This is a genomic window from Chitinophaga sp. CF418, from assembly GCF_900142925.1.
Taxonomy (GTDB): domain Bacteria; phylum Bacteroidota; class Bacteroidia; order Chitinophagales; family Chitinophagaceae; genus Chitinophaga.
Map to the genome: position 1 here is coordinate 380,985 of NZ_FRCN01000007.1, position 22,055 is coordinate 403,039.

15 protein-coding genes are annotated in these 22,055 nt (G+C 46.9%); 12 read left to right on the plus strand and 3 right to left on the minus strand.

All coding sequences use genetic code 11. The annotated features are described in order from the left end of the window. Positions 1–16 precede the first annotated feature (16 nt). From F3I09_RS17690 to F3I09_RS17710, 5 genes are all read left to right on the plus strand, one after another. On the plus strand, positions 17–1,576 hold the full coding sequence (locus tag F3I09_RS17690) for a RagB/SusD family nutrient uptake outer membrane protein (protein WP_149696355.1): 1,560 nt from the start codon (positions 17–19) through the stop codon (positions 1,574–1,576). A 63-nt stretch (positions 1,577–1,639) separates the two neighbouring features. Beyond that, the gene (locus F3I09_RS17695) at positions 1,640–3,643 is read left to right on the plus strand and encodes an alpha-galactosidase (protein ID WP_149696356.1); all 2,004 of its coding nucleotides are present in this window, start codon (positions 1,640–1,642) and stop codon (positions 3,641–3,643) included. 20 nt (positions 3,644–3,663) lie between these two features. Further along, positions 3,664–5,847 (plus strand): alpha-galactosidase, encoded by a 2,184-nt coding sequence (locus F3I09_RS17700; protein WP_149696357.1) that lies wholly within the window; start codon positions 3,664–3,666, stop codon positions 5,845–5,847. Positions 5,848–5,883: 36 nt separating this feature from the next. Continuing rightward, entirely contained in the window at positions 5,884–6,903 is a 1,020-nt protein-coding gene (locus F3I09_RS17705) for a GntR family transcriptional regulator (protein ID WP_149696358.1), read from the plus strand. 4 nt (positions 6,904–6,907) lie between these two features. Then, positions 6,908–8,506 (plus strand): solute:sodium symporter family transporter, encoded by a 1,599-nt coding sequence (locus tag F3I09_RS17710; RefSeq protein WP_149696359.1) that lies wholly within the window; start codon positions 6,908–6,910, stop codon positions 8,504–8,506. A gap of 198 nt (positions 8,507–8,704) precedes the next feature. Here F3I09_RS17710 and F3I09_RS17715 read toward each other — a convergent pair whose 3' ends face one another. Next, positions 8,705–9,685 carry a GlxA family transcriptional regulator gene (locus F3I09_RS17715; RefSeq protein WP_149696360.1) on the minus strand — a complete coding sequence of 327 codons (981 nt, stop codon included), beginning with the start codon at positions 9,683–9,685 and terminating at the stop codon, positions 8,705–8,707. Between the two features lie 252 nt (positions 9,686–9,937). On the opposite strand from F3I09_RS17715, the gene F3I09_RS17720 reads away from it, so the two are divergent. The 3 genes from F3I09_RS17720 (at position 9,938) to F3I09_RS17730 (ending at position 13,590) form a co-directional block, all read left to right on the plus strand. Beyond that, the gene (locus F3I09_RS17720; protein WP_149696361.1) at positions 9,938–10,828 is read left to right on the plus strand and encodes a dienelactone hydrolase family protein; all 891 of its coding nucleotides are present in this window, start codon (positions 9,938–9,940) and stop codon (positions 10,826–10,828) included. A 30-nt stretch (positions 10,829–10,858) separates the two neighbouring features. Beyond that, positions 10,859–11,461, plus strand: coding sequence for a class I SAM-dependent methyltransferase (locus F3I09_RS17725; protein ID WP_149696362.1), 603 nt, complete (start codon positions 10,859–10,861; stop codon positions 11,459–11,461). Positions 11,462–11,634: 173 nt separating this feature from the next. Then, complete coding sequence (locus F3I09_RS17730) at positions 11,635–13,590, plus strand: KUP/HAK/KT family potassium transporter (protein WP_149696363.1); 1,956 nt, start codon at positions 11,635–11,637, stop codon at positions 13,588–13,590. A gap of 163 nt (positions 13,591–13,753) precedes the next feature. Here the strand turns inward: F3I09_RS17730 and F3I09_RS17735 are convergent, their stop codons facing one another. Together F3I09_RS17735 and F3I09_RS17740 are read right to left on the minus strand one after the other, a co-directional pair. Next, positions 13,754–14,557 (minus strand): N-acetylmuramoyl-L-alanine amidase, encoded by an 804-nt coding sequence (locus F3I09_RS17735; RefSeq protein WP_149696364.1) that lies wholly within the window; start codon positions 14,555–14,557, stop codon positions 13,754–13,756. After that, entirely contained in the window at positions 14,554–15,750 is a 1,197-nt protein-coding gene (locus F3I09_RS17740; protein ID WP_149696365.1) for a hypothetical protein, read from the minus strand. Before F3I09_RS17740 ends, F3I09_RS17735 begins: the two co-directional genes overlap by 4 nt. Before the next feature lie 161 nt (positions 15,751–15,911). Here F3I09_RS17740 and F3I09_RS17745 point away from each other — a divergent pair, with 161 nt between their 5' ends. The 4 genes from F3I09_RS17745 (at position 15,912) to F3I09_RS17755 (ending at position 22,019) form a co-directional block, all read left to right on the plus strand. Further along, positions 15,912–19,982: a glycoside hydrolase N-terminal domain-containing protein gene (locus tag F3I09_RS17745; protein WP_149696366.1), complete on the plus strand. Its 4,071-nt coding sequence runs from the start codon at positions 15,912–15,914 to the stop codon at positions 19,980–19,982. Positions 19,983–20,244: 262 nt separating this feature from the next. Beyond that, positions 20,245–20,739, plus strand: a complete 495-nt coding sequence (locus tag F3I09_RS34435) for a hypothetical protein (RefSeq protein WP_223233280.1) — start codon at positions 20,245–20,247, stop codon at positions 20,737–20,739. A gap of 93 nt (positions 20,740–20,832) precedes the next feature. Then, complete coding sequence (locus tag F3I09_RS34440; protein ID WP_223233281.1) at positions 20,833–21,357, plus strand: hypothetical protein; 525 nt, start codon at positions 20,833–20,835, stop codon at positions 21,355–21,357. An 80-nt stretch (positions 21,358–21,437) separates the two neighbouring features. Next, complete coding sequence (locus F3I09_RS17755) at positions 21,438–22,019, plus strand: TetR/AcrR family transcriptional regulator (protein WP_149696367.1); 582 nt, start codon at positions 21,438–21,440, stop codon at positions 22,017–22,019. The last annotated feature ends 36 nt before the right edge of the window (positions 22,020–22,055 follow it).

Here is a 22,055-nt window from a genome sequence, read left to right on the forward strand (position 1 = left end):
CAACTATTAGATCGTTATGAAACGCAATATATTAACATGGAGTGTGGTAGCAGGTGTTGTAATGTTCTCTGCTTCCTGTAGTAACTTCCTCGATGAAAAGAGCAAGATCAAGCTTGACCAAAGTCAGGTATACTCCGATATAAACCTGGTAGAAACAAGTCTGAAAGGCATTTATGCTAACTGGAAAGCAGTGCGTACCGATGAACAGGGGCTCATCATGATGATGGGTACCGACGAAACACAACAGGGCGCGCTGCAGATGAAGAGTGATGCTGCTAAAGGAGGTCTGGACCGCTACGATGGTAATCTGAACTCCACCATCAACCACATCGCTAACCAGTGGAACATCCGCTGGCCGATTGTGAATGAAGCTGCAAGGATCATCCAGGGTCTCGGAGAAGTGGAAGCAGGTTCCCGCGAAGCAAAACTGGTTGGTGAAGCCTCCTTCGTACGCGGTTTTCTGGATTTTCAGATGGCCATGTACTGGGGTGAAATCCCTATCCGTGATCTCGATCGCGAAGCAGAACTGGGCATCGGACGCCAGCCTTTGAAAGATGTGTGGGCTTTCATTATCGCTGACCTGCAACGCGCTGCTGACAACTGTCCTAAGGCCAACGATCCCGGACGTGCTACCTCCGGCGCTGCATGGGCTATGCTGGGTAAGGCATATATGTCCGCTCCTGTAAGTACAGGTCTGCGCGATTTCTCCAAAGCCGCTGCTGCTTTTGAAAAGATGATGGGCGATTACTCCCTGGTGCCTTATAAAAACCTGTGGGATTACAATACTCCAAATACTGCGGAAGCAATCCTGGAATTCCAGTTCAATCCGGTTTATCCAAACAATAACAAGATCCAGTTCCAGATCGGTTCCCGTGCAGTACAGAGTTTCTTTGGAGATGGTTGTTTCTATTCCGGATATGATAAGATCGTTCCTACGCGGTACGCTTACTCTTCAGTAGATAGTGGTGGTATCTGGGAACCAGGCGACCAGCGCCGGTTCGAAAGCATCCGCTACGATTTTACCTATTATGGTGAAACACCTACACTGGAACATATCCTGTGGGAAGACCTGGGCAATGACTACGATGAGCTGATGCCGCACCTAAAGAAGTATGAAGACTTCCGTACAGACAAGCATGCAGACAATAAGATCAATAACATGTGGAACTCCGGTAAGAATATTCCGGTACTTCGCCTGGCAGATATTAAACTCTGTTACGCAGAATGTCTTAATGAACTGAACCGTACAGCCGAAGCAGTAAATGTGGTGAATGAAGTACGTACACGTGCATGGGGTGGTACCTTGCCCGACAACAGGAAATGGACTGCTATGGGGCAGGACGCTTTCCGTACAGCTATCATGGACGAGCGTATGCGTGAACTGTTTGCAGAAGACTGGCGCCGTATTGATCTGATCCGTACAGGTAAATATGTAGAGTATGTGAAGGCCCGCAACAAATGGACAAAACAGTCAGGAACTATACAGCCTTTCAACGTTCGTTTGCCAATTCCGGATACAGAAATTAAGTTGAATGACGCTATCTCACCTGCTGATCAGAATGAAGGTTATCATTAATCGTCACTTTTAAAAGAGGCAGGTCCGCTGATTACAGGCAGCGGGCCTGCTTTTATCATTACTATGAGGAAGATACTACGAATAGCCCCGCACATGCTATTAGCGGTGGCCTCGCTTTTTTGGTTGCGCGTAGCTCATGCTGCTACGCCCGCCGACTGGAAGATCGTGTACGACAAAAACAATAAAGTCCTGCATCTTACACGAACTGCAGGTAATGTCGGCTTTCAGTTGTATGCTTCCTACAAATGGAACGGGAAGTTGATCACTACAAAGGATTATGCCGGTGGAATACAATCAGTGAAATCGCTGAAGGATGCATTCGGTAAAGGTACCGTGATCCAGGTAACTTATAGGGATGAGCAACTACCGACCCTGGTACAGTCTTTCTATCAATATCCAGGCAAAGACTACCTGCTCACTGATTTTACGTTGGAAGCTTCCTCAGGTAACATCGCTTCCAACTACATGGCGCCGGTGAATCTGGGCGATGTTTCCAATGTATTGGGTAACGGAGACAGACGTGCACTGTTCATACCTTTTGACAATGACAAATGGATCCGTTTTCAGTCTCACCCGCTGAACTTCACAACCCTTACCAGTTACGAGGCTACAGCCGTTTTCAATAGTAATAGCCGTAAAGGAGTAGTGGTGGGTTCAGTAGAACATGATTTCTGGAAATCAGCCGTGATCATGAACAAAGACAACAATGGTACTGCATATACACTGACCTGCTATGGAGGTGCTGCGGATTCTACTACCCGCGACCTTATACCGCATGGCGCCAGAGAAGGTCATCTCATCAAATCACCTAAAGTGATGCTGGGTGTCTTCAATGACTGGCGTACAGGTATGGATGCCTACGGAGCAGCCAACGCAATCATCGCTCCTCCAAGGGCCTGGAAGAAGGCCCTGCCAATGGGATGGAACAGTTGGGGCGTATTGCAGTTTAACATCAGCTATGAAAAGGCATTGGAAGTATCTGACTTCTTCCATGAAAATCTACAGCCCAACCATTTTGTAAATAGTGATGGAGAACTGGTGATAGGGCTGGACTCAGGCTGGGACCGTTTCACAGAAGAACAGCTGAAAGACTTTGTGCAGCATTGTAAAGCCAATGGTCAGATGGCAGGTATTTACTGGACACCTTTTACAGACTGGGGCAAACGTCCGGAGTCTGATATAAAGGAAGCGCCACAGTATAAATTCAAAGATGTTTACCTGTATGCTAATGGCCAGCCACAGGACCTCGACGGCGCTTATGCGATAGATCCTACACATCCGGCTATCGAAGAGCGTATGAAGAAAGTGTCTGCTCTCTTTCACCGTTGTGGCTTCCAGTATGTAAAAGTTGACTTTATGGCGCATGGCGCTATTAACGCAGATAAGTGGTACAATCCCGGGATAAAATCCGGTATAGCGGCGTATAACTATGGTATGCAGTTGCTGGATAAATACTTCGGCGATATGTATATCAACCTCTCCATTGCGCCTATATTCCCTGCTCAGTATGCCCAGTCCCGTCGTATAGCCTGCGACGCCTGGAACAAGATCAAGGATACTGAGTACACCCTCAATGCGGTTTCCTATGGCTGGTGGATCAATAAGATCTATCGGTTCAATGATGCAGATCATGTGGTGCTGCAACAGGCTTCAGAAGGAGAGAACCGCGCCCGTGTAACTTCTGCCGTCATCACCGGGCTGTTTATTTCCGGTGATGACTTCAGTAAGGAAGGTAGCGAAGAAGGCAAAGCTAAAGCCAAACAGTTCCTGACCAATGCCGAAGTGAACGCTGCTGCTATGGGCCGTAGCTTCCGTCCGGTAGAAGGAACCGGTGAACGCTCGGAAGATCAGTTCATATTCGCAGATGCAAAAGGCAATACTTATTACGCGGTTTTCAACTATACAGAGAATGCCCGTAATATGCAGCTGCCACTGGAAAGACTGGGACTTGATCCCCATAAGCGTTATACAGTGCGCGACCTCTGGTCGCATACCGACGTTGACGCTGCCGGTACGATCAGTATCCCGGCAAAAGATGTTCGTTTTTTGAAAATCAATAGCAAATAAGCAAGCAATAAATTGTATCAATGAGGAAGAAGATATTATCCATTTTGTTTTTCCTGGTTGTTGTAACCCATACAGCAGTGCAGGCGGAGACGATCCATATCTCCACCAATGAAACAGCGCTCGTACTGCAGACTGCGCAGAACGGCCGCCTCTTTCAATTGTACCTGGGACCACGCTTGTCATCTCCTGACGACTATGCGTATCTCAGCGCTAAAATGAAGTCCAAAAACGATGGACAGGCATGGGAAGTGTACCCCGTATCCGGTACGGAAACTTACTTCGAACCAGCCTTTGGCATCAGGCATAACGATGGCAATCTGGCTACCGTATTGCAGTACGTTTCACACAGTGAGAGGAAAGTGGCAGACGGTGTTACTGAAACTGTAGTCACCTTGAAAGATCAACTGTACCCTGTGCAGGTGAAACTGTATTACAGAGCCTATGCAAAGGATAATATCATCCAGGCATGGACAGAGATCAGCCATAACGAAAAGCAGGCGGTGAATATCAGTCGTTATGCCTCTTCCATGCTGTACTGGAAACGCGCTCAATACTTCCTCACTGAATTCAGCGGCGATTGGGCCAAAGAAGTGAATATGAGCACTACCCAACTGAACTTCGGTAAAAAAGAAGTTGATACCAAGCTGGGCGCCAGGGCTGATATGCATGTCTCTCCATTCTTTACCGTAGGACTGGGAGAAACGCCCCGTGAAAACGAAGGACAAGTGCTGATGGGTACCCTGGCCTGGACAGGGAACTTCCGCTTCACCTTCGAAGTAGATAACGAGAACAACCTGCGTGTGATCTCCGGTATCAATCCTTATGCGTCAGATTATACGCTGGATCCGGGGAAAACATTTACTACGCCTTCTTTCATCTTTACGCTGAGTAACCAGGGTACCGGTAAAGGCAGCCGTGACCTGCATCGCTGGGCGCGTAATTATCAGCTGAAGGACGGGAATGGCGATCGCCTTACGCTGTTGAACAACTGGGAGTCTACCGGTTTTGATTTCAATGAGACTAAACTGGAAGGACTGATCGAAGAAACCAAATACCTGGGCGCAGATATGTTCCTGCTGGATGATGGGTGGTTTGGTAACAAATATCCCCGTCATAGTGATACACAAGGTCTGGGCGACTGGCAGCCGACCGCGGATAAACTGCCTAACGGCGTGCCTGCATTGGTAAAGGCGGCAACTAAAACCGGCGTGAAGTTCGGCATCTGGATAGAACCGGAAATGGTGAACCCGAAAAGTGAGCTTTTCGAAAAGCACCCCGACTGGGTGATCCTGCTCCCTAATCGCGAGCGTTATTACTTCCGTAATCAGCTGGTACTGGATCTCAGCAATCCGGCTGTACAGGAGCATGTATTCAACGTCGTAGACCATCTGATGACTGAGAATCCTCAGCTGGCCTACCTGAAATGGGATTGTAACAGCCCCATTACGAATATCTATTCGCCTTATCTGAAAGACCGGCAGAATAACCTGTACGTTGAATATGTACGCGGATTGTATAAGGTACTGGACCGTATCAAGGCTAAATATCCTAATCTGCCGATGATGCTTTGCTCCGGTGGCGGAGGTCGCACCGACTACGAAGGCCTCCGTTACTTCACTGAATTTTGGCCCAGCGATAACACAGACCCTATAGAGCGTCTGTTTATTCAATGGGGCTATTCCCAGTTCTTCCCTTCCAAATCTATCGCTGCCCACGTGACCAGCTGGAATCACGATGCCAATATCAAGTTTCGTGTGGATGTGGCTATGCAATGTAAACTGGGCTTTGATCTCAACATAAAAGAACTGCCTAGGGACGAACAGACCTTCTGCCAGTCAGCAGTGGCTACGTACAACCGGATAAAAAACATTAATTTCAGCGGCGACCAGTACAGGCTCGTTTCCCCATATGAAGGAAATCACGCTGCGACAATGTATGTGAGCGAATCCAAAAAACAGGCTATCCTGTATGCGTATGATATTCACCCTCGCTTTGGTGAAAACCTGCTGTCGGTGCAGTGCCAGGGGCTTAACCCTGCAGCTAAATACCGCGTGAAGGAGATTAATCTTATGCCGGGAAAAAATCCTGATGAGGCGTTCAGTGCTAAGGTCTATTCCGGCGATTACCTGATGAAGGTGGGATTAGATGTATTTACGACAATTAAATTACATAGTCGTATATTGGAACTGGAAGCAGTGGAATAACAGAGATACACTAAGAGAACAAAACAATCTGTTGGAATGAATGCGATTTTTGAAAAGATACAGGAACTGGATGATATACCTTCTTACTCCAAGCATGAGCGGTTTGTACAAGGTATTGTCAATGCTATCAATGAGAAAATCATCAGTGTAGGTGATCCTTTGCCTTCTGTGAATGCCATGATCTCTGGTCTGGGCTATGCCCGGGAAACTGTGATCAAAGGCTACCGGGAGTTGCAAAACCGCGGGCTCATTGAGTCCAAGAATCGCCTTGGGTACTTTGTCTCTGACGACAATACCCAGCAATCACTTAAGGTAGCCCTGCTCATGTATACGATCGATACTTTCCAGGAACAGTTCTACCGCAGCTTCCGCAATGAACTGGGCGCTAATGTGCTCCTGGACGTATTCTTCCATCATGGTAACATAGAGGTGTTTGAAACCATGTTCTCTATGGTGAAGAATCGTCACTATGGTATGTATGTAATTTCTCCTATTCATCATCCCCGTACAAGGGAATTGCTGAACACCATACCCCGTCAGAAGCTATTGATGTTTGACCGTTATGAGCCGCTGGATGGAGATTTTCAGTATGTCGTGCAGGAATTTGAGCAGTCTTCCTATGCCATCTTCGAACAATTGGCCCCTGAGATCAGGAAGTTTGATAAGATGGTATTCTTTCATAATCCGGACTCGCTGTTCCCGCCCGAAATTGTCAGATCCTTCCAGCGGTTCATTAAGGAGCATCATATCAAAGGCAAGGTGTTACGCGAATATGAACCTGGCTCCGTAGAAAAGGGAGTTGTATACTATGTAAACGAGAACGCAGAGCTCTGGAACCTTTTAAGAGACTGTGCCGCAAAAAAAATAAGACCGGGTAAGGATATTGGTATACTTTCGCACAACGACGAGCCCGTAAAAGAGCTCGTTGGCAATGGTATCACTACCTATTCTGTCAGCTTCAGTGAAATGGGAAAACGGGCTGCCCAGGCAGTCCTGAGCCGGGAGGCGGTACATGAGGTACTGCCCACAAAGCTGATCAGACGTAACTCGCTTTGATCATATGAATGTTGGCGCCTTATTGAGTTTCCTGTTGGTTACCATCCTGGTGGCGGTGATCTCCTGGTATAAAACCCGGAAAGAGAACCTGCAGACTGCTGCCGGACTGTTTTTCGCCAACCGTAACCTGGGATTTCTGGTAGTAGGAGGGGCGCTCTTCTTTACCAATATCAGCGCAGTGCAGTTCATCGGCGAGAATGAGCTGGTATACGCCAACAATATGAGCGTCATGGCCTGGGGATTATCCTCCGTCCTTGCCATGCTCCTGGTCTCCGAATTTATCATGCCGGTCTATCTTCGCAGCGGCATATCCACTACCCCCGACTTTCTTGAAGAGCGTTACGACATCGGTACCAAACGTTTTGTATCCGTTATCTTCCTGATCAGTTATATCGTGAACATGTTACCCTCTGTCCTGTACAGTGGGGCTATTGCATTTAATGGTCTGTTTGGTTTGTCAGATGCACTGCACATCAGTTACTGGGCCACCATCTGGATACTGGTCTGGCTCATAGGCCTGATTGGCTGTCTCTATACGGTGCTGGGCGGATTGAAGGCCGTAGCCATTTCAGATACTGTCCTTGGCATCGGCATGTTTGCAGGAGGTATACTCTTACCTTACGTAGCGCTGAAATACCTGGGCCATGGTTCTGTGAGCACCGGTATTGAGCAGCTGCTGGCATCACGTAGGGAGCATTTTAATGCCATTGGTGGCCCTAAGGATGCTGTGCCCTTTGGCACCATCTTCACCGGCATGTTCCTGGTAAATCTCTACTATTGGGGTACGGAGCAATACATCGTGCAACAGGCACTGGCCTCACGCAGTCTGGCCGAAAGTCAGAAGGGAATTGCTGTCGCAAGCCTGGGAAAGATCATCTCGCCATTACTATTGAATATTCCGGGCCTGATTGCTGTGCAACTCTATCCACATCTGAACAATACGGCAGAGGTGTTCCCCAGAGTTGTCAGTGATGTCAGTTCTCCGGTACTAACAGGTTTTATAGCTGCTATTACCTTTGGAGCAGCGCTGACTACTTTCAATGCAGGGCTAAACAGTACCAGCACCCTCTTCGTGCTGAATCTATATAAACCATTTAAGGCATGGCGTCAGGAGTCCGTGAGTGAACGTGAAGTGGTGCGAATAAGCCGACGCTTTGAATTGATGGTATGTCTGTTGGCAATGCTGATAGCACCTTTCATTGTCTTCGCGGAGCAGGGGCTGTACACGTATATCCAAATGGTAAGCGGCTTATTCAGTGTGCCTATTTTCACCATCCTGGTAGTAGGGTTGTTACATAAGCGTATGCCCGCCATTGCAGCAAAGATCGGGCTGACGTTTTTCATTGTTAGCTATGCAGTTTCACAGTTGTTTGTAGATACAGGTTTACATTTCCTGCATGTACTCGCTATCTTGTTTGTACTTACTGTGCTATTGATGTTGATGATAGGGGCCTTGTTCCCCCGTAAAGAACCCTTTGTGCAACAATGGAACAATGTAGTGGATATCCGGCCATGGAAACGACGGCATGTATATACAGTGTTGCTCTTGCTCGCCATGCTAGCGTTGTTTGTGGTCTTTTCCCCACTGGGACTGGCCCGTTAGCCGGCTTTAAACCGCTGCTTTCATTTTCCCATTGGACCATCCTGTTGGCTGGCTTTAAACCACTGCTTTCATTTTCCCATTGGACCGTCCTGTTAGCCGGCTTTAAACCGCTGCTTTCATTTTCCCATTGGACAGTCCTGTTGGCTGGCTTTAAACTACTGCTTCCATTTTCCCATTAGACAGTCCTGTTAGCCGGCTTTAAACCACTGCTTCCTTATTGTATTTATTCCTATACTCCAGTGGGGACATCCCAGTGATCTTTCTGAATACTTCCCTGAAGGCTTTTACATCGGAATAGCCGACTTCGTACATCACTTCATTGATGTTCTTCCGGGTATTCTCAAATGCTTTTTTAGCAGATTCAATTCTTACCCTTTGTGAGTATTCTACAGGCGTATTGCCGGTCGCTTTGATGAAGCGCCTGTCGAAGTTCCTTCTGCCAATAGCAAACCGGGAAGACAGGTCTTCCACGCTTATTTTCTCCTGCAGATTATTCTCAATATATGCCTGCGCTTTCTTTATCATTTCATCTCCATGCAGCTTCTGACCCGTAAATATGGTAAACGCCGACTGACTTTGCCGGTCTATTTCAATCTGGAATACCTTGGAGCAATAGATGGCTGTCTGCCTGTCGTAATACTTCTCTACAAGATAAATGATCAGATTAAGGAAAGAATAAGCGCCTCCATTCGTATAGATACCATTTTCATCTGTGATCAGTCTGTCAGCCTGTAGATGCACTTCCGGGAACATACTTCTGAAGCTATCAGCAGCAGCCCAGTGTGTAGAACAGTTTTTCCCATCCAGCAACCCTGAAGATGCCAGCATAAACGCACCTGTACATATACTGGCTATTTCGGCGCCTGCTTTGTATTGCTTCGCAATCCAGTCGATCAGTAATTGGTTCCCCTTCACAGCTTTATGATAATTATGGTTCAGTGACGGAATGATAATGAGATTGGTCTTGATGACAGCGGAAATATGGATATGCGGCTTCACTGTAAACAAGCCTCCATAGAAATCCACTTCCTTTGAAATACCTGCCAGCTCGATCTTAAACAGCTCCTTTTTACCAAGTCCTTTCCAATACTCATTGGCACGCGTAAAGATCTTATAAGCGCCAACGATGCTGCTCAGGTTGTTCTCTCCATCAGGGACGATTATGGTAAGGTGTTTCATGGAAATACTTTTATCAAATATAGAATTTTATGCTGTCCGGATCAACCCCTGAGGATGCTGTTTTGTACTATGCCGTGATGATTCGCTTCAATCGGCTCCGTAGGTGCCGTGTGTTAGTAGCGCGGGGCTTCAACCCCGGGCGAAACGGATACAACCCCAGGAACGTGTTTGTTCCCCGGTACCCCCACAACCCCCAGGGCCCCGAATATTCCCGTTTTTTATGATTAATTTTAAAACAAACACCCAATCCATATGAACCCAGACCAGATCAAAAAAGAAGATATCAAACAGGAGGTATTCGACCTTTATGACGACTATGCACATAACCGCGTAAACAGGCGGGAGTTCATAGAAAAGCTGTCCATCTACGCAGTAGGAGGGCTTACGGTCACTTCCCTGATGAGTTTCCTCATGCCCGATTATCAGGGCTCCATTCAGGTAAAGGCAGACGATCCGCGGTTGAAATCTGAATATATCTATTACAATTCGGACAAGGGTGGGGGAAAAATGAAGGCACTGCTGTCCAGGCCTGCTGACGCTACAAAAAAGCTGGGAGGTATTGTTGTCGTGCATGAAAACCGTGGCTTGAATCCGCACATTGAAGACGTGGCCAGAAAAGCCGCCCTGGCGGGATTTATTACTATTGCCCCTGATGCTTTAACACCTTTGGGAGGCTATCCCGGTAATGACGACAAAGGCCGTGAACTACAAAGCCAGCGGGATAGGAACAGTATGTTGGAAGATTTCATAGCAGCTTTTGAATACCTGAAAACACATTCTGAGTGTAACGGGAAAGTAGGCGTGGTCGGTTTCTGTTTTGGTGGCTGGATCGCCAATATGATGGCAGTTCGCGTACCGGACCTGGCCGGCGCTGTACCTTATTACGGCGGACAGCCGGAAAAGGAGGTGGTTCCGCAGATAAAAGCACCGCTGCTGTTACACTATGCAGAACTGGATACTCGCGTGAATGAGGGATGGCCTGCATATGAAGCTGCTTTAAAAGAAAATAACAAACAGTACACCGCTTACATTTATCCGGGTGTAAACCATGGATTTAATAATGATACCACTCCCCGTTACGACAAGGCGGCGGCAGAACTGGCCTGGAAGCGTACGATAGAGTTCTTTACAAAGGTGTTATAGCGTATAACCGACACTGATAATGAGTTAGTCATGGAAAACAAGAAAAACAACGCCTTTGAAACATACAATATCATTGCAGGATGGTTTTCTGAAAACCGCTCCCAGGGCCTGATAGAAAAAGTCTATCTCGATAAGCTGATTGATATTGTGGGAAAAGATGCAAGTGTGCTCGACCTGGGCTGTGGCACAGGGTTGCCTGTGATGGGGTATCTCCTGGACCTGGGACTGCAGGTCACCGGGGTGGATGCCAGTTATCGCATACTGGAAATCGCCAGGAATAATTTCCCATCGGTAACATTCATAGAGGCTGACATGCGCGCACTTTCACTCAACAGGAAATTTGATGCAGTGATCGCATGGCATAGTTTCTTTCACCTCCCTGTAGATGATCAGCCCTCTATGTTCAGGATTTTCAAAGATCATTTGAACAGGAACGGCGTCCTGCTATTTACGGCTGGCAGTAAGCATGGTGAGGTATGGAGCGAGAATGGAGGAGAAAACCTGTTTCACGCATCCCTGGATAAAGATCATTACCAGTCGTTATTGGAGGTACATGGTTTCCGTATGCTGGAATACAAGGAAGATGATCATGAATGTGGCGGTGCAAACGTTTGGATGGCTCAGTTGGGCTGACTTCCTGTATCGGAACAGGTTGTTTGAAACATGTTAATAGTCCCCGGCCGCTCCTGCAGCCGGTAATACTTCAAACAGCTGGTATTAAATCTTATACCAGCTGTTTTCTTTTATGGAATATGTGAAATGGGTGTAGTACATTTATAGTTAAATTATAATTTGTTATAGGGACTATGAACAACTCACACAGCGGAGCTGACGAACATGCTCCGGACCGCTTTAAATGGGGTGGCGTATTGCTTGCCTTAGGCATCGTTTTCGGAGACCTGGGCACATCTCCTCTTTATACTTTCAAGGCAGTTATCGGAGAACGGCCTATTTCAGAACCATTGGTATTGGGAGGCGTGTCGGCTATCTTCTGGACATTGTTCTTTCAGACAACCCTGAAATATGTCTTTATTACAATGCGGGCAGACAACCATGGTGAAGGTGGCATCTTCTCCCTGTATGCGCTGATCCGCAGATATGGCAAGTGGGTATTATGGCCGGCTATTATCGGTGGTAGTTTCATGATTGCAGATAGTCTGATAACACCGCCTATTTCAGTTACATCAGCTATCGAAGGACTAAGGGTGCTTAACCCGGATGTTCCTATCATGCCTATAACCATCGGTATCCTGATCGTGCTGTTCCTCTTACAGCAATCGGGTACAAGTCGTATCGGTGCGTTTTTCGGTCCTGCAATGATCCTCTGGTTTGGAATGATCGCCATTTTGGGGATCACTAATCTCGCTGGTCATTTTTATGTATTGAAAGCCATTAATCCTTTATATGCTTACCAGTTGGTGGTCAACTATCCCGGTGGCTTGTGGGTGCTAGGCGGTGTCTTCCTGTGTACAACCGGGGCCGAAGCCTTATATGCGGATATGGGCCACGTAGGCAGACGTAATATACAGGTAGCCTGGATATTCATTAAAATAGCATTGTTGCTTTGTTATTTCGGAGAGGCCGCCTTACTGCTGAAGTATGAAGGTCAACACCTGACAGCTGTGGACGCGTTTTACGGTCTGGTGCCTGAATGGTTCCTCGTTCCCAGTATTGTAATTGCTACTGCTGCTACTATCATTGCCAGCCAGGCGTTGCTTTCCGGGACATTTACCCTGTTCAATGAAGCTATCAGACTGAATGTCTGGCCAAGGCTCCGTATAGAGTTCCCGAGCGATATGCGGGGACAGGTATATGTACCTGCTGTCAACTGGTTTATGATGCTTGGTTGTATAGGCATGGTGCTGCATTTTAAAGAGTCATCCAACATGGAGGCTGCTTTCGGCCTGTCTGTTACTTTAACCATGTTAATGACTACAATCTTATTGAGCGTTTACTTATATACACAAAGGGTACACGTAGTCATTGTTGCCCTGGTGTTCCTGACCTTTACCTGGATTGAAGTAACATTCCTGGTAGCGAACCTGAGCAAGTTTGCACATGGCGGCTGGCTTTCATTAATGATTGGTCTTGTACTGATCAGCATTATGTACATATGGTATGCCGGCAGGATGTTAAAAGCGAAGTACCGGAACTTCGTGGATCTTAAAAAGTATATTCCGGTGTTGACGCAACTAAGCAATGACACCGATGTGCCCAAATATTCTACCCACCTCGTTTTTCTCACCAGCGCCAGTAAACCTGACAAGGTGGAAGACCGTGTGATCGCCTCTATCCTGCATCAGCAACCAAAAAGGGCGGACCTTTATTGGTTTATCCATGTGCATGTGGACGATAAGCCTTATACCGCTACTTATACTTCCCATGTTATTGAGCCGGAAGAAGTGGTGCATGTTAATTTCAGGCTCGGTTTCAGGATAGTACCACGGATCAATATCCTGTTTAAGAAAGTGGTGTACGAAATGGCAAAGAATAAGGAAATCACGATCGTAAATAAATATTTTGATCCGGAAAATGGCAACCTGCTGGGAGATTTCCGTTTTGTGATATTAAAGAGTTTCTTGTCAGTAGAAAATAACCTTTCCCTGTGGGATAACATTGTAATGAGAATACATTTCATGCTCGATAAAATAAGCCTGCCGGATGCCAAGGCGTACGGGCTGGATTACAGTAATGTAGTGACAGAACAGGTGCCGCTGATCTTAGGTAAAACAGAAAACATTACCCTGAGGAGAGAGCATTAGTACTTTCATCATTTAAGCAGTTCGGCTCCTCCATCAGGTGCCCGGACATAAATAGGCTGTATCGCATGAACGATACAGCCTATTCTTTGTTTATAGCCTGAAGGGAAAAATCTGCTTCAGGTAAAGGCAGGATAGTGTTGTATTACAACGCGGCCCGATTGTATCATGCAGGCTGAGGCTGTGCCGCTACCTGATCAAATACTTTCCACGTTTTAGGCCCTACTATTCCGTCAGGCACAAGCTGATGGTTCCGTTGAAACTGACGGACAGCTGCTTCCGTTTTAGGACCGAAAATACCATCCTTTGTAAGACCTAGTTTTCCCTGGATAGTCTTAACAAGTTCCCCCTTGTCCCCACGCCGGGTAGTTTTTCTTCCCGGAGGGGTTTGTTCTTCATCCGGAATTGGAACCGGTGGAGGTGTGACGTTGTTGAGAATATCTGAAACTCTTCTACGGAAATCATCCATATTAAAGTCCGGATCAGGTTTACGCCCTTTGGGAAGTGCATATTCCTTGTGCCCGGCACAGAAACTGGCGTCTTTACCAATGTGTTGCAGTATGGCTGCAACGCCGCGGCAATAAGCATCTACCTGCACTTCCGGCCAGGGAAAATCGTCCGCCTTTCCCGTGTTTTCAGCTTCGATGCCAATGAAATGTGTATTACCGTTAGTGATGCCTTTCCATATGCCCTGTCCGGCGTGATTACACCTGCCGGCAGCCACTATATAGAAGGTACCATCCCTCCCCAAACCCAGCTGGGCCAATGGACCAGGTATATTATTGGTACCTCTGACAAGTGTATTCAGACTGGGCATATTGCCTGCTTTGGGGCCTGCCGTATGATGACAGAGCACGCCAAGTACAGTGCCCATAGCGCTCACACCTCTTTCTTCCCATCCATCAACGGTGGCCACTTTAAGTCCGGCATTTTTAAGGACTGCCGGTAACCATGTTAATTCGCGTATCATTTTGAAATTCCTCCTTCTGCTTGTGGTAAATCTTCATCTGAAGTAACGTCTGCAGTCTCCAGCAGACAGTTGTCAATATCACTTTGCGGATCAGTCACCGCGCCTTCTGCCGGAACAGGTTGGGTTCCGTTGCCCAGGGCTGGTTTGGCAATGTTACCATTCCCCATGCCGTTGCCTCCTGCCATTTGAATGGTAACAGTGTTGGGCTTGGCGTTTTGGCGGTCTTCAGAGCCTTCTTCGGGACTCTTTTCAGCAGGTTTAACAGTACCTCTGATCACCATGATCTTGTTAAGCATGTCAAACCAGAAAGGAGCACCCATCGTTGCTGCCAGTGCTGTCAGCAGCCAGCCCAGAACGTAGATAAAGAAGCCGTTCCACGCAATGCTGTCGCTGTTGTCTTCCTCAGGATTAATCCCGTTTGCCCAGCCAATAGGCAATTTGAGTTCTGCCAGATGACCTTGGGCCTGAGCGAAAGATTGTTGTGTGAACGTTGAATCTTTGGATGCATTTTCTGCTTCCGCTACAATTAACTTTCTCACATCATCATTGCGGAACAGGTAATCCGCAATCTTTATCGTGTTGATGTTCAAGCCAACGGCGAGAACCAGTCCAATAAAGAACAGTATCCATTGGGTAGAACGTTTATACCAGCCGGATACCCTGTCCATACTGCTGTCGAACCACTTTTCCAGGTTCTGCTGCAGGCGTTCAAGATCTCCCTGAGCACTGTCCAGCGCTGTCAGCATAGCCCGCTGTACAGGAACATTCTGTATATTCAGAATATTTGCCCGGATAGATGCCATCGACATTTCTACTGAATTCGGATCGCTGGAAACAGCATTGTTCTTACTACCCCTGGCGGCGATGTCCATTAAGGCCAGCGCAAAATTTTTGGCTGGTATATAAGAGGGCAACTGCTTCCCTCTGTCGAGCAGCCCCGGCTCTTTAGTGTTTTTGCCGGGCGTGTAGTCAGAAGTATACAAGGAATTGATCATAGGGTGCTCGAAAAAGCTTTTGGCGATATTCTGCGCCCCACGGTCGTGGAGCAATTCACGTATACCTCTTTCCAGGTACGCTGCACGGGTCTTGGTAAGCGCCTCTATGCCTTCACGGATACCAGAACAGATCATGCTCACCAAACCAAAGAGGAAAATTATGCCGATTGCGACTTCGAGGATAACTGAGTTAAACATATGTGGGGTATTTAAACGGTTCAAATATATCCGTTTATGAATCGGCCAGCAATACCAAGTAGTTGGTATTTTTCACTTTGACGTAACATTTATTATTTTGGGGAGCCGCTTGCCGCTTTAGAGGGTAAACAGGCGATTCCGCGTAAATAAAAACTGATTCGATGACAAAACCGCTTTGGTTCTATTTGGTAATGTGGCTTGGGGAGACAATAGTGTCGCCAGCACCAACACCTGTACCGTCCTCCATAAAAGGATTGCAACTATGGGAGGCTAAGCCTGCCCGGACCTGGATGACGGATGCTTATCCTATTGGGAATGGCAGGATGGGGGGGATGGTATTCGGAGGACTGGCAGAAGAGCATATCCAGTTTAATGAGCAGAGCCTGTGGACAGGAGATGAAGAAGAAACAGGTGCTTATCAGGCTTTTGGAGATCTGTTTGTCCGGTTTGACGGATTGGATACGGTGAAGACAGTACCGGCTGATTACCGCAGGGAACTGGATATTAGTACTGCGGTACAAAAGATCACCTATACCATGAACGGACTTGCTTTTAAACGCGAATATTTCTGTTCCTTCCCCAGAAAACTCATGGTATTGAATTATACCTATAGAGGCAAAAAGAGTGGTGCATATTCCGCTACTATCCGTCTCCGCGATGCGCATCAGGCCCGGACAACTGGCGCAGATAATACCCTGACTATAGCCGGTAAATTGGAAAATGGCTTGTCCTATGAGGCCGCTGCCAGGATAGTTACCAATGAAGGTGCTACTCTCGCGATTGAACAGGACGCTGCAGGAGGCGCTGTACTCCGGATAAAGAATGCAAACAGCTTTACAATATTCCTATCTGCTGCAACAGACTATAGTAATAATCGCGCTCAGCATTGGAGAGGTGGAACACCTGATCTTGATGTGAAATCAGCGCTGAAAGCAGCTAGTACGCCTTATTACCAGTTGTTGGAAGAACATATGTTCGACTATCAGTGGCTTTTTAAGAGGGTGGAACTGAAGCTCGGTAAAACAGATGAGGCGATCAGTAAACTGCCCACGGCTGAACGTTTATTAAAGAACCGGGATAAAGCAGATCCTGAGCTGGAATCCCTCTTATTCCAATACGGCAGATATCTCCTCATCAGCTCCTCTCGCCGGGGAGGCCTGCCTGCCAATCTGCAAGGCCTGTGGAATGAAAGTAATACGCCTCCCTGGAGATGCGACTACCACTCTAATATCAATATCCAGATGAACTACTGGCTGGCAGAACCGGCGAATCTTTCTGAATGTCATATCCCTTACCTCGATTACATTAACAGTATGCGTGAGGTGAAAAAGGAAAGTACGCAGAAAGAATATCCCGGTGTAAGAGGGTGGACAGTGAAAACTGAAAACAACATCTTCGGTGGCTCCAGTTTTAAATGGAATACGCCGGGTAGCGCCTGGTATGCACAGGACATCTGGGAGTACTACGCCTTTAGCAGGGATGTGAACTATCTCAGAGACTACGCTTATCCTATACTAAAAGAAATTGTAAACTTCTGGGAGGATCATCTGAAACGCCGTCCTGATGGAACGCTTGTCGCGCCAATGGGCTGGTCGCCTGAACATGGGCCCACTGAAGATGGCGTTACCCACGACCAGGAAATAGTCTACGATCTTTTTACCAACTACATAGAAGCCGCTGATATCCTGCATATAGATATTGCCTATCGCAATCATGTGGCGGATATGCGTGAGCATCTCCTGAAACCTAAGATCGGCAAATGGGGACAGCTGCAGGAATGGGAAACAGACAGGGATGATCCCAATGATAAACACAGGCATGTATCTCATCTTTTTGCATTGCATCCTGGCAGGCAGATAAGTGTTACACAAACGCCGGAACTGGCGCAGGCAGCAAAAGTAAGCCTGAACGCCCGGGGTGATGAATCTACTGGCTGGTCAATGGCCTGGAAGATCAATTTCTGGGCACGCCTGCAAGACGGTGATCATGCATACAGGATACTCCGTAACTTCTTCAGACCGGTAGGTAACGATAGCGTAAACTATGATAAAGGAGGAGGACTGTATAATAACCTTTTCTGTGCGCACCCACCGTTCCAGATAGACGGTAACTTCGGTTATACGGCCGCCGTTGCAGAGATGCTGGTACAAAGCCAGACAGGGGCGATTCAGTTACTGCCTGCCCTTCCGCAGGCATGGAGCACAGGTAGCGTATATGGGCTCCGCGCCAGGGGAGACTTTTTGATCGAAGAGATGAAGTGGAAAGATGGAAAAATAACAAGCCTGTCGATCAGGTCAAATAGCGATGGTCCATGCACACTGATTACTCCTAATCCGTTAAAATCCCATGTTACATATGCTGCGAAGCATACTGTTAATGGTTACCAGTACAGCTTTACAGCACAGCAGGGTAAATATTACTCCTTCAAAGCCGGAGAGTCCACGGTGAGTCAGGTATCTTTATATCCTGCTCTTAAAGACAGACAGGTATCTCCCGGCAATACAAACTATTATATAGACCCCGCTAAAGGCAACGATAACAACAGTGGAATACTACCCGGACAGGCATGGAAAACATTCCTGCCGGTGAACCAGTTGCAGCTTGCTGCCGGTGATATAGTAGAAGTACTGACGCCCGGTGCATTTCACGAATCCTTAATGCTGAAGGGCGCAGGAAACGACGCACAACCGGTAAAGATAAAATTCGCTCCCGGAAAGTATGATATCTACCCCGATGCAGCGCTGAAGCAGGCATTGCATATCTCCAATACCAATGACAAACCGCTTGAACGGAAAGCAATTGCGCTGATGTTGGATAGCTGCAACTTCGTACAGGTAATTGCAAAAGATGCAGCATTTGTATTGCACGGTAAAATGATAGAAACCTTCGTTAATAATTCTCAGAATATTACCCTCGGGGGATGTAGCTATGATTATCAGCGTCCCACTGTTTCTGAATTTAAGGTGATAGACAGCGGAGCCGGCTACGTAGACGTAAAAATGCACCCCGACTCAAAATTCAATATCAAAGATAGCTCGCTTACCTGGATAGGAGAGGGCTGGAGCTATCAGCCTGGTAATTACTGGCAGGTCCTTCATCCGCAGACAAACGATCTGTCGCGTATCGACATCGACATGAAGGGCGCCCGCTTTGCTTTATTGCCCGACAGTACGGTACGTATTTCTTTCAGGAAGAATCCCGGATTTGACACCGGCGCCATCTACCAGAACAGGGACGTCTCCAGGGATTGTGCCGGCATCCTGATGCAATACAGTGCCAACATCGAACTAAAGAATATCCGCATCAACTTTATGCATGGTATGGGGGTGGTCAGCCAGTATTGCAGGGAGATAAAAATGGATAGCATCACTGTCAGACCGGCGGAGAATAGTGGCCGTACCTGCGCCGCCTGGGCTGATATCCTGCATTTCTCAGGATGCAGTGGTAAAATAGAAGTAGCCAACGCATACCTGTCAGCTGCTAATGACGATGCTATTAATGTACATGGCACTCATCTGAAGATCACAAAGTTATTAGCCCGTAATAAAGTACAGGTACGTTTCATGCATCCGCAGACATTTGGTTTTAACGCTTTCGCAGCGGGAGATAGTATCACCTTCATTAATACGGAGAGTTTACTGGCTCTTGAAAATAACCAGGTGATCAGTGCGCGGCAGCTAAATGATAAAGAGATCCTGCTTACGTTGAAGCATAATATCTCCAACGTTGTAAAGTTGGGAGATGCTGTTGAAAATACTACGGCTACGCCGGAGGTCTGGATACATCATAGCACCATCAACAGGATACCGACAAGAGGTATACTGGCGACGACCCGCAGAAAAGTGGTGATAGAGAACAACACCATTGACCGTACACACATGAGCGGCATCTTTGTGAACGACGATGCTTCCGGCTGGTATGAATCGGGGATGGTAAAAGATATGACCATCCGTAATAACCGTTTTGTCAGTTGCGGTGAACCCGTGATCAATATCCATCCTGAAAATAAAATTGTCTGTAAGACAACAGTACACAACAATATAGCCGTGTGTGACAACTATTTTATACTGCAGAAAGATGCACTGCTGGCTGCAAAATGTACTTCCAACCTCAAAATTATTGGCAATACCATTGAAACATCACAGACACAAAACAAAATAGACGATATCGTAAAACTCGAGGACTGTAGTTTTATTGATATTACGGACAATAAGCTGGCCGCCCTACAATAGGTTACTTTCCCTGTGCTTTGCTACTAAAAATATCATCAATCTTGTTGATATTATTTCTTTTTTTTCTCAATATTTTCTATATTTCGTTTGCATTGATCACATTATCAACCAATATCATACACTGGAGTTTATTTATTATTAGTCGGCATTAAAGAGCGCTATATCTTAAAATTTAGTCATGTGGTGAACAATTGAATTCAAGTTACCCGTAGTAGCTATTGAACAATGAATTACGTCTTCTTATTATTACAAATAGAACAGTATGAACAGAATTTTATCAACCGCTTTCTTGTCGGCGGTCTTTGCCTGTATTTCCTACCAGTCAAAAGCGCAGGGATGTGTTGCTATACGCAGCACCGGTGCTCCTTCATGTATGCTGGAACACCCGGAGACAGGGCAGGAAAGCCGGAGCGACAAATGGATCTTCAACACAGGAGCGAGGTATTTTAAATCTTACAAACACTTCAAAGGCTCAGAAGAACAAAAGGAAAGGGTGCTGAACGGCACAGAAGTGATCAACCACCAGACGGCCTTTGACTTCAGCCTGACCCGTTTGCTGGACAAACATTGGAGCGTAATGGTAGACGTGCCCCTGCTCATCAACTCCAGGTCTTCCCTGTATGAACACGGCCTGGTGAATGGCGTCAATAATTACAACCAGCGCCACAGTATGCATTCCTACGGCCTGGGAGATATCAGGATAGCTGTTTATCGCTGGCTGCTGGACCCCGAAAAGCATAAAATGGGCAACATCTAGGCGGGACTGGGTATTAAGTTTGCCACCGGCGACTACGACTACAAAGACTATTGGTATAATGTAGGTCCGAACGGCACCAGGGAACTCCGTACCGTGGACCAGTCTATACAGCTGGGAGATGGCGGTACCGGGCTTACTGTTGAATTAAATGCCTATCAGTACTTCTCCCGTCATTTCGGCGTATATGGTAATTTTTATTATCTGATCAATCCGAGAGAGCAGAACGGCACCCGCACTTACAGGGAAACCCTGTCGCCGGCCCTCGCCAATGAGGCTATCTCCAGCGTGCCTGACCAGTACATGGCCAGGGTGGGGGTAAATTATATGGCCGGCCATATTGCAGCTTCCCTGGGCGCCAGAATAGAAGGCATTCCGGTGCATGACCTGGTAGGAGGGAGCGGCGATTTCCGCCGGCCGGGATATGTACTGTCCCTGGAACCAACTATTTCCTATACCATGAAAAAGACCAGTCTGTATGTGGGAGTACCCATCGCCCTGCGCCGCGACAGGCTGCAGAGTGTTACAGATAAGGAAAGAAGCACCCCCACCAACAAAGTAAATGGGGACGCCGCCTTCGCTGACTACACCATCAACGTGGGTTTCTCAGTAAGATTATAACATTATAGATCTGGACATAACGGGGTATAAAGAAAATTTATTTTGAAACGACCGTTTCAGAATGTAACTTTGTCCCCGTTATGGCTAGAGATAAAGAATTCATTCCTGAAGAAAAAATAGCGAAAGCACTGGACGTGTTCTGGGAGAAGGGCTACAATGCCACTTCCATGCAGGATCTGGTGGATGCTATGCAGATCAACAGGAGTAGTTTGTATAACTCTTTTGGCGACAAACATAACCTCTTCCTGGAGTGCCTGAGAACTTATGGATACCTCGCAGCCCAGGATTTTGAATCAGTTTTAAAACTGAAGGACCTGACGCCCCTGGAAACGTTGGAGAAGATCATTGATGTATATGTAGAAGGTACAGTCTATAACTGTAAGTGCTGCATGGGAATAAAGTCCTCCTTTGAACTGGCAGGCGACGATGAAGACGTTCGCAGTATTATTAAACAGGCCAGTGATAGAACAATCGGCCTTTTTACCGATTTATTACGTAGGGCGAAAGAACAGGGAGAAATCTCTCAGGATAAGAATCCTGCAGTCCTTGCCCATATCATCTTTAATGGCTTCTGTGGCTGGAAACAATCATTTATTCAGTTCAAAGATGCCACCTTGATAAAAGAAATGGCGATGTACACAAAAAAACATTTGAGAAATTGATTTGCATTTGAAGATTTTTTTTGTGTAATTTTGGAA

Bases quoted from the DNA above. Each gene is read 5' to 3' on its own strand.
- F3I09_RS17725 (WP_149696362.1), top strand. From the start codon at position 10,859: ATGGAAAACAAGAAAAACAACGCCTTTGAAACATACAATATCATTGCA.
- F3I09_RS17700 (WP_149696357.1), top strand. From the start codon at position 3,664: ATGAGGAAGAAGATATTATCCATTTTGTTTTTCCTGGTTGTTGTAACC.
- F3I09_RS17690 (WP_149696355.1), top strand. From the start codon at position 17: ATGAAACGCAATATATTAACATGGAGTGTGGTAGCAGGTGTTGTAATG.
- F3I09_RS17735 (WP_149696364.1), bottom strand. From the start codon at position 14,557: ATGATACGCGAATTAACATGGTTACCGGCAGTCCTTAAAAATGCCGGA.
- F3I09_RS17705 (WP_149696358.1), top strand. From the start codon at position 5,884: ATGAATGCGATTTTTGAAAAGATACAGGAACTGGATGATATACCTTCT.
- F3I09_RS17755 (WP_149696367.1), top strand. From the start codon at position 21,438: ATGGCTAGAGATAAAGAATTCATTCCTGAAGAAAAAATAGCGAAAGCA.
- F3I09_RS17740 (WP_149696365.1), bottom strand. From the start codon at position 15,750: ATGTTTAACTCAGTTATCCTCGAAGTCGCAATCGGCATAATTTTCCTC.
- F3I09_RS17720 (WP_149696361.1), top strand. From the start codon at position 9,938: ATGAACCCAGACCAGATCAAAAAAGAAGATATCAAACAGGAGGTATTC.
- F3I09_RS17715 (WP_149696360.1), bottom strand. From the start codon at position 9,685: ATGAAACACCTTACCATAATCGTCCCTGATGGAGAGAACAACCTGAGC.
- F3I09_RS17745 (WP_149696366.1), top strand. From the start codon at position 15,912: ATGACAAAACCGCTTTGGTTCTATTTGGTAATGTGGCTTGGGGAGACA.
- F3I09_RS17710 (WP_149696359.1), top strand. From the start codon at position 6,908: ATGAATGTTGGCGCCTTATTGAGTTTCCTGTTGGTTACCATCCTGGTG.
- F3I09_RS17695 (WP_149696356.1), top strand. From the start codon at position 1,640: ATGAGGAAGATACTACGAATAGCCCCGCACATGCTATTAGCGGTGGCC.
- F3I09_RS34435 (WP_223233280.1), top strand. From the start codon at position 20,245: ATGAACAGAATTTTATCAACCGCTTTCTTGTCGGCGGTCTTTGCCTGT.
- F3I09_RS17730 (WP_149696363.1), top strand. From the start codon at position 11,635: ATGAACAACTCACACAGCGGAGCTGACGAACATGCTCCGGACCGCTTT.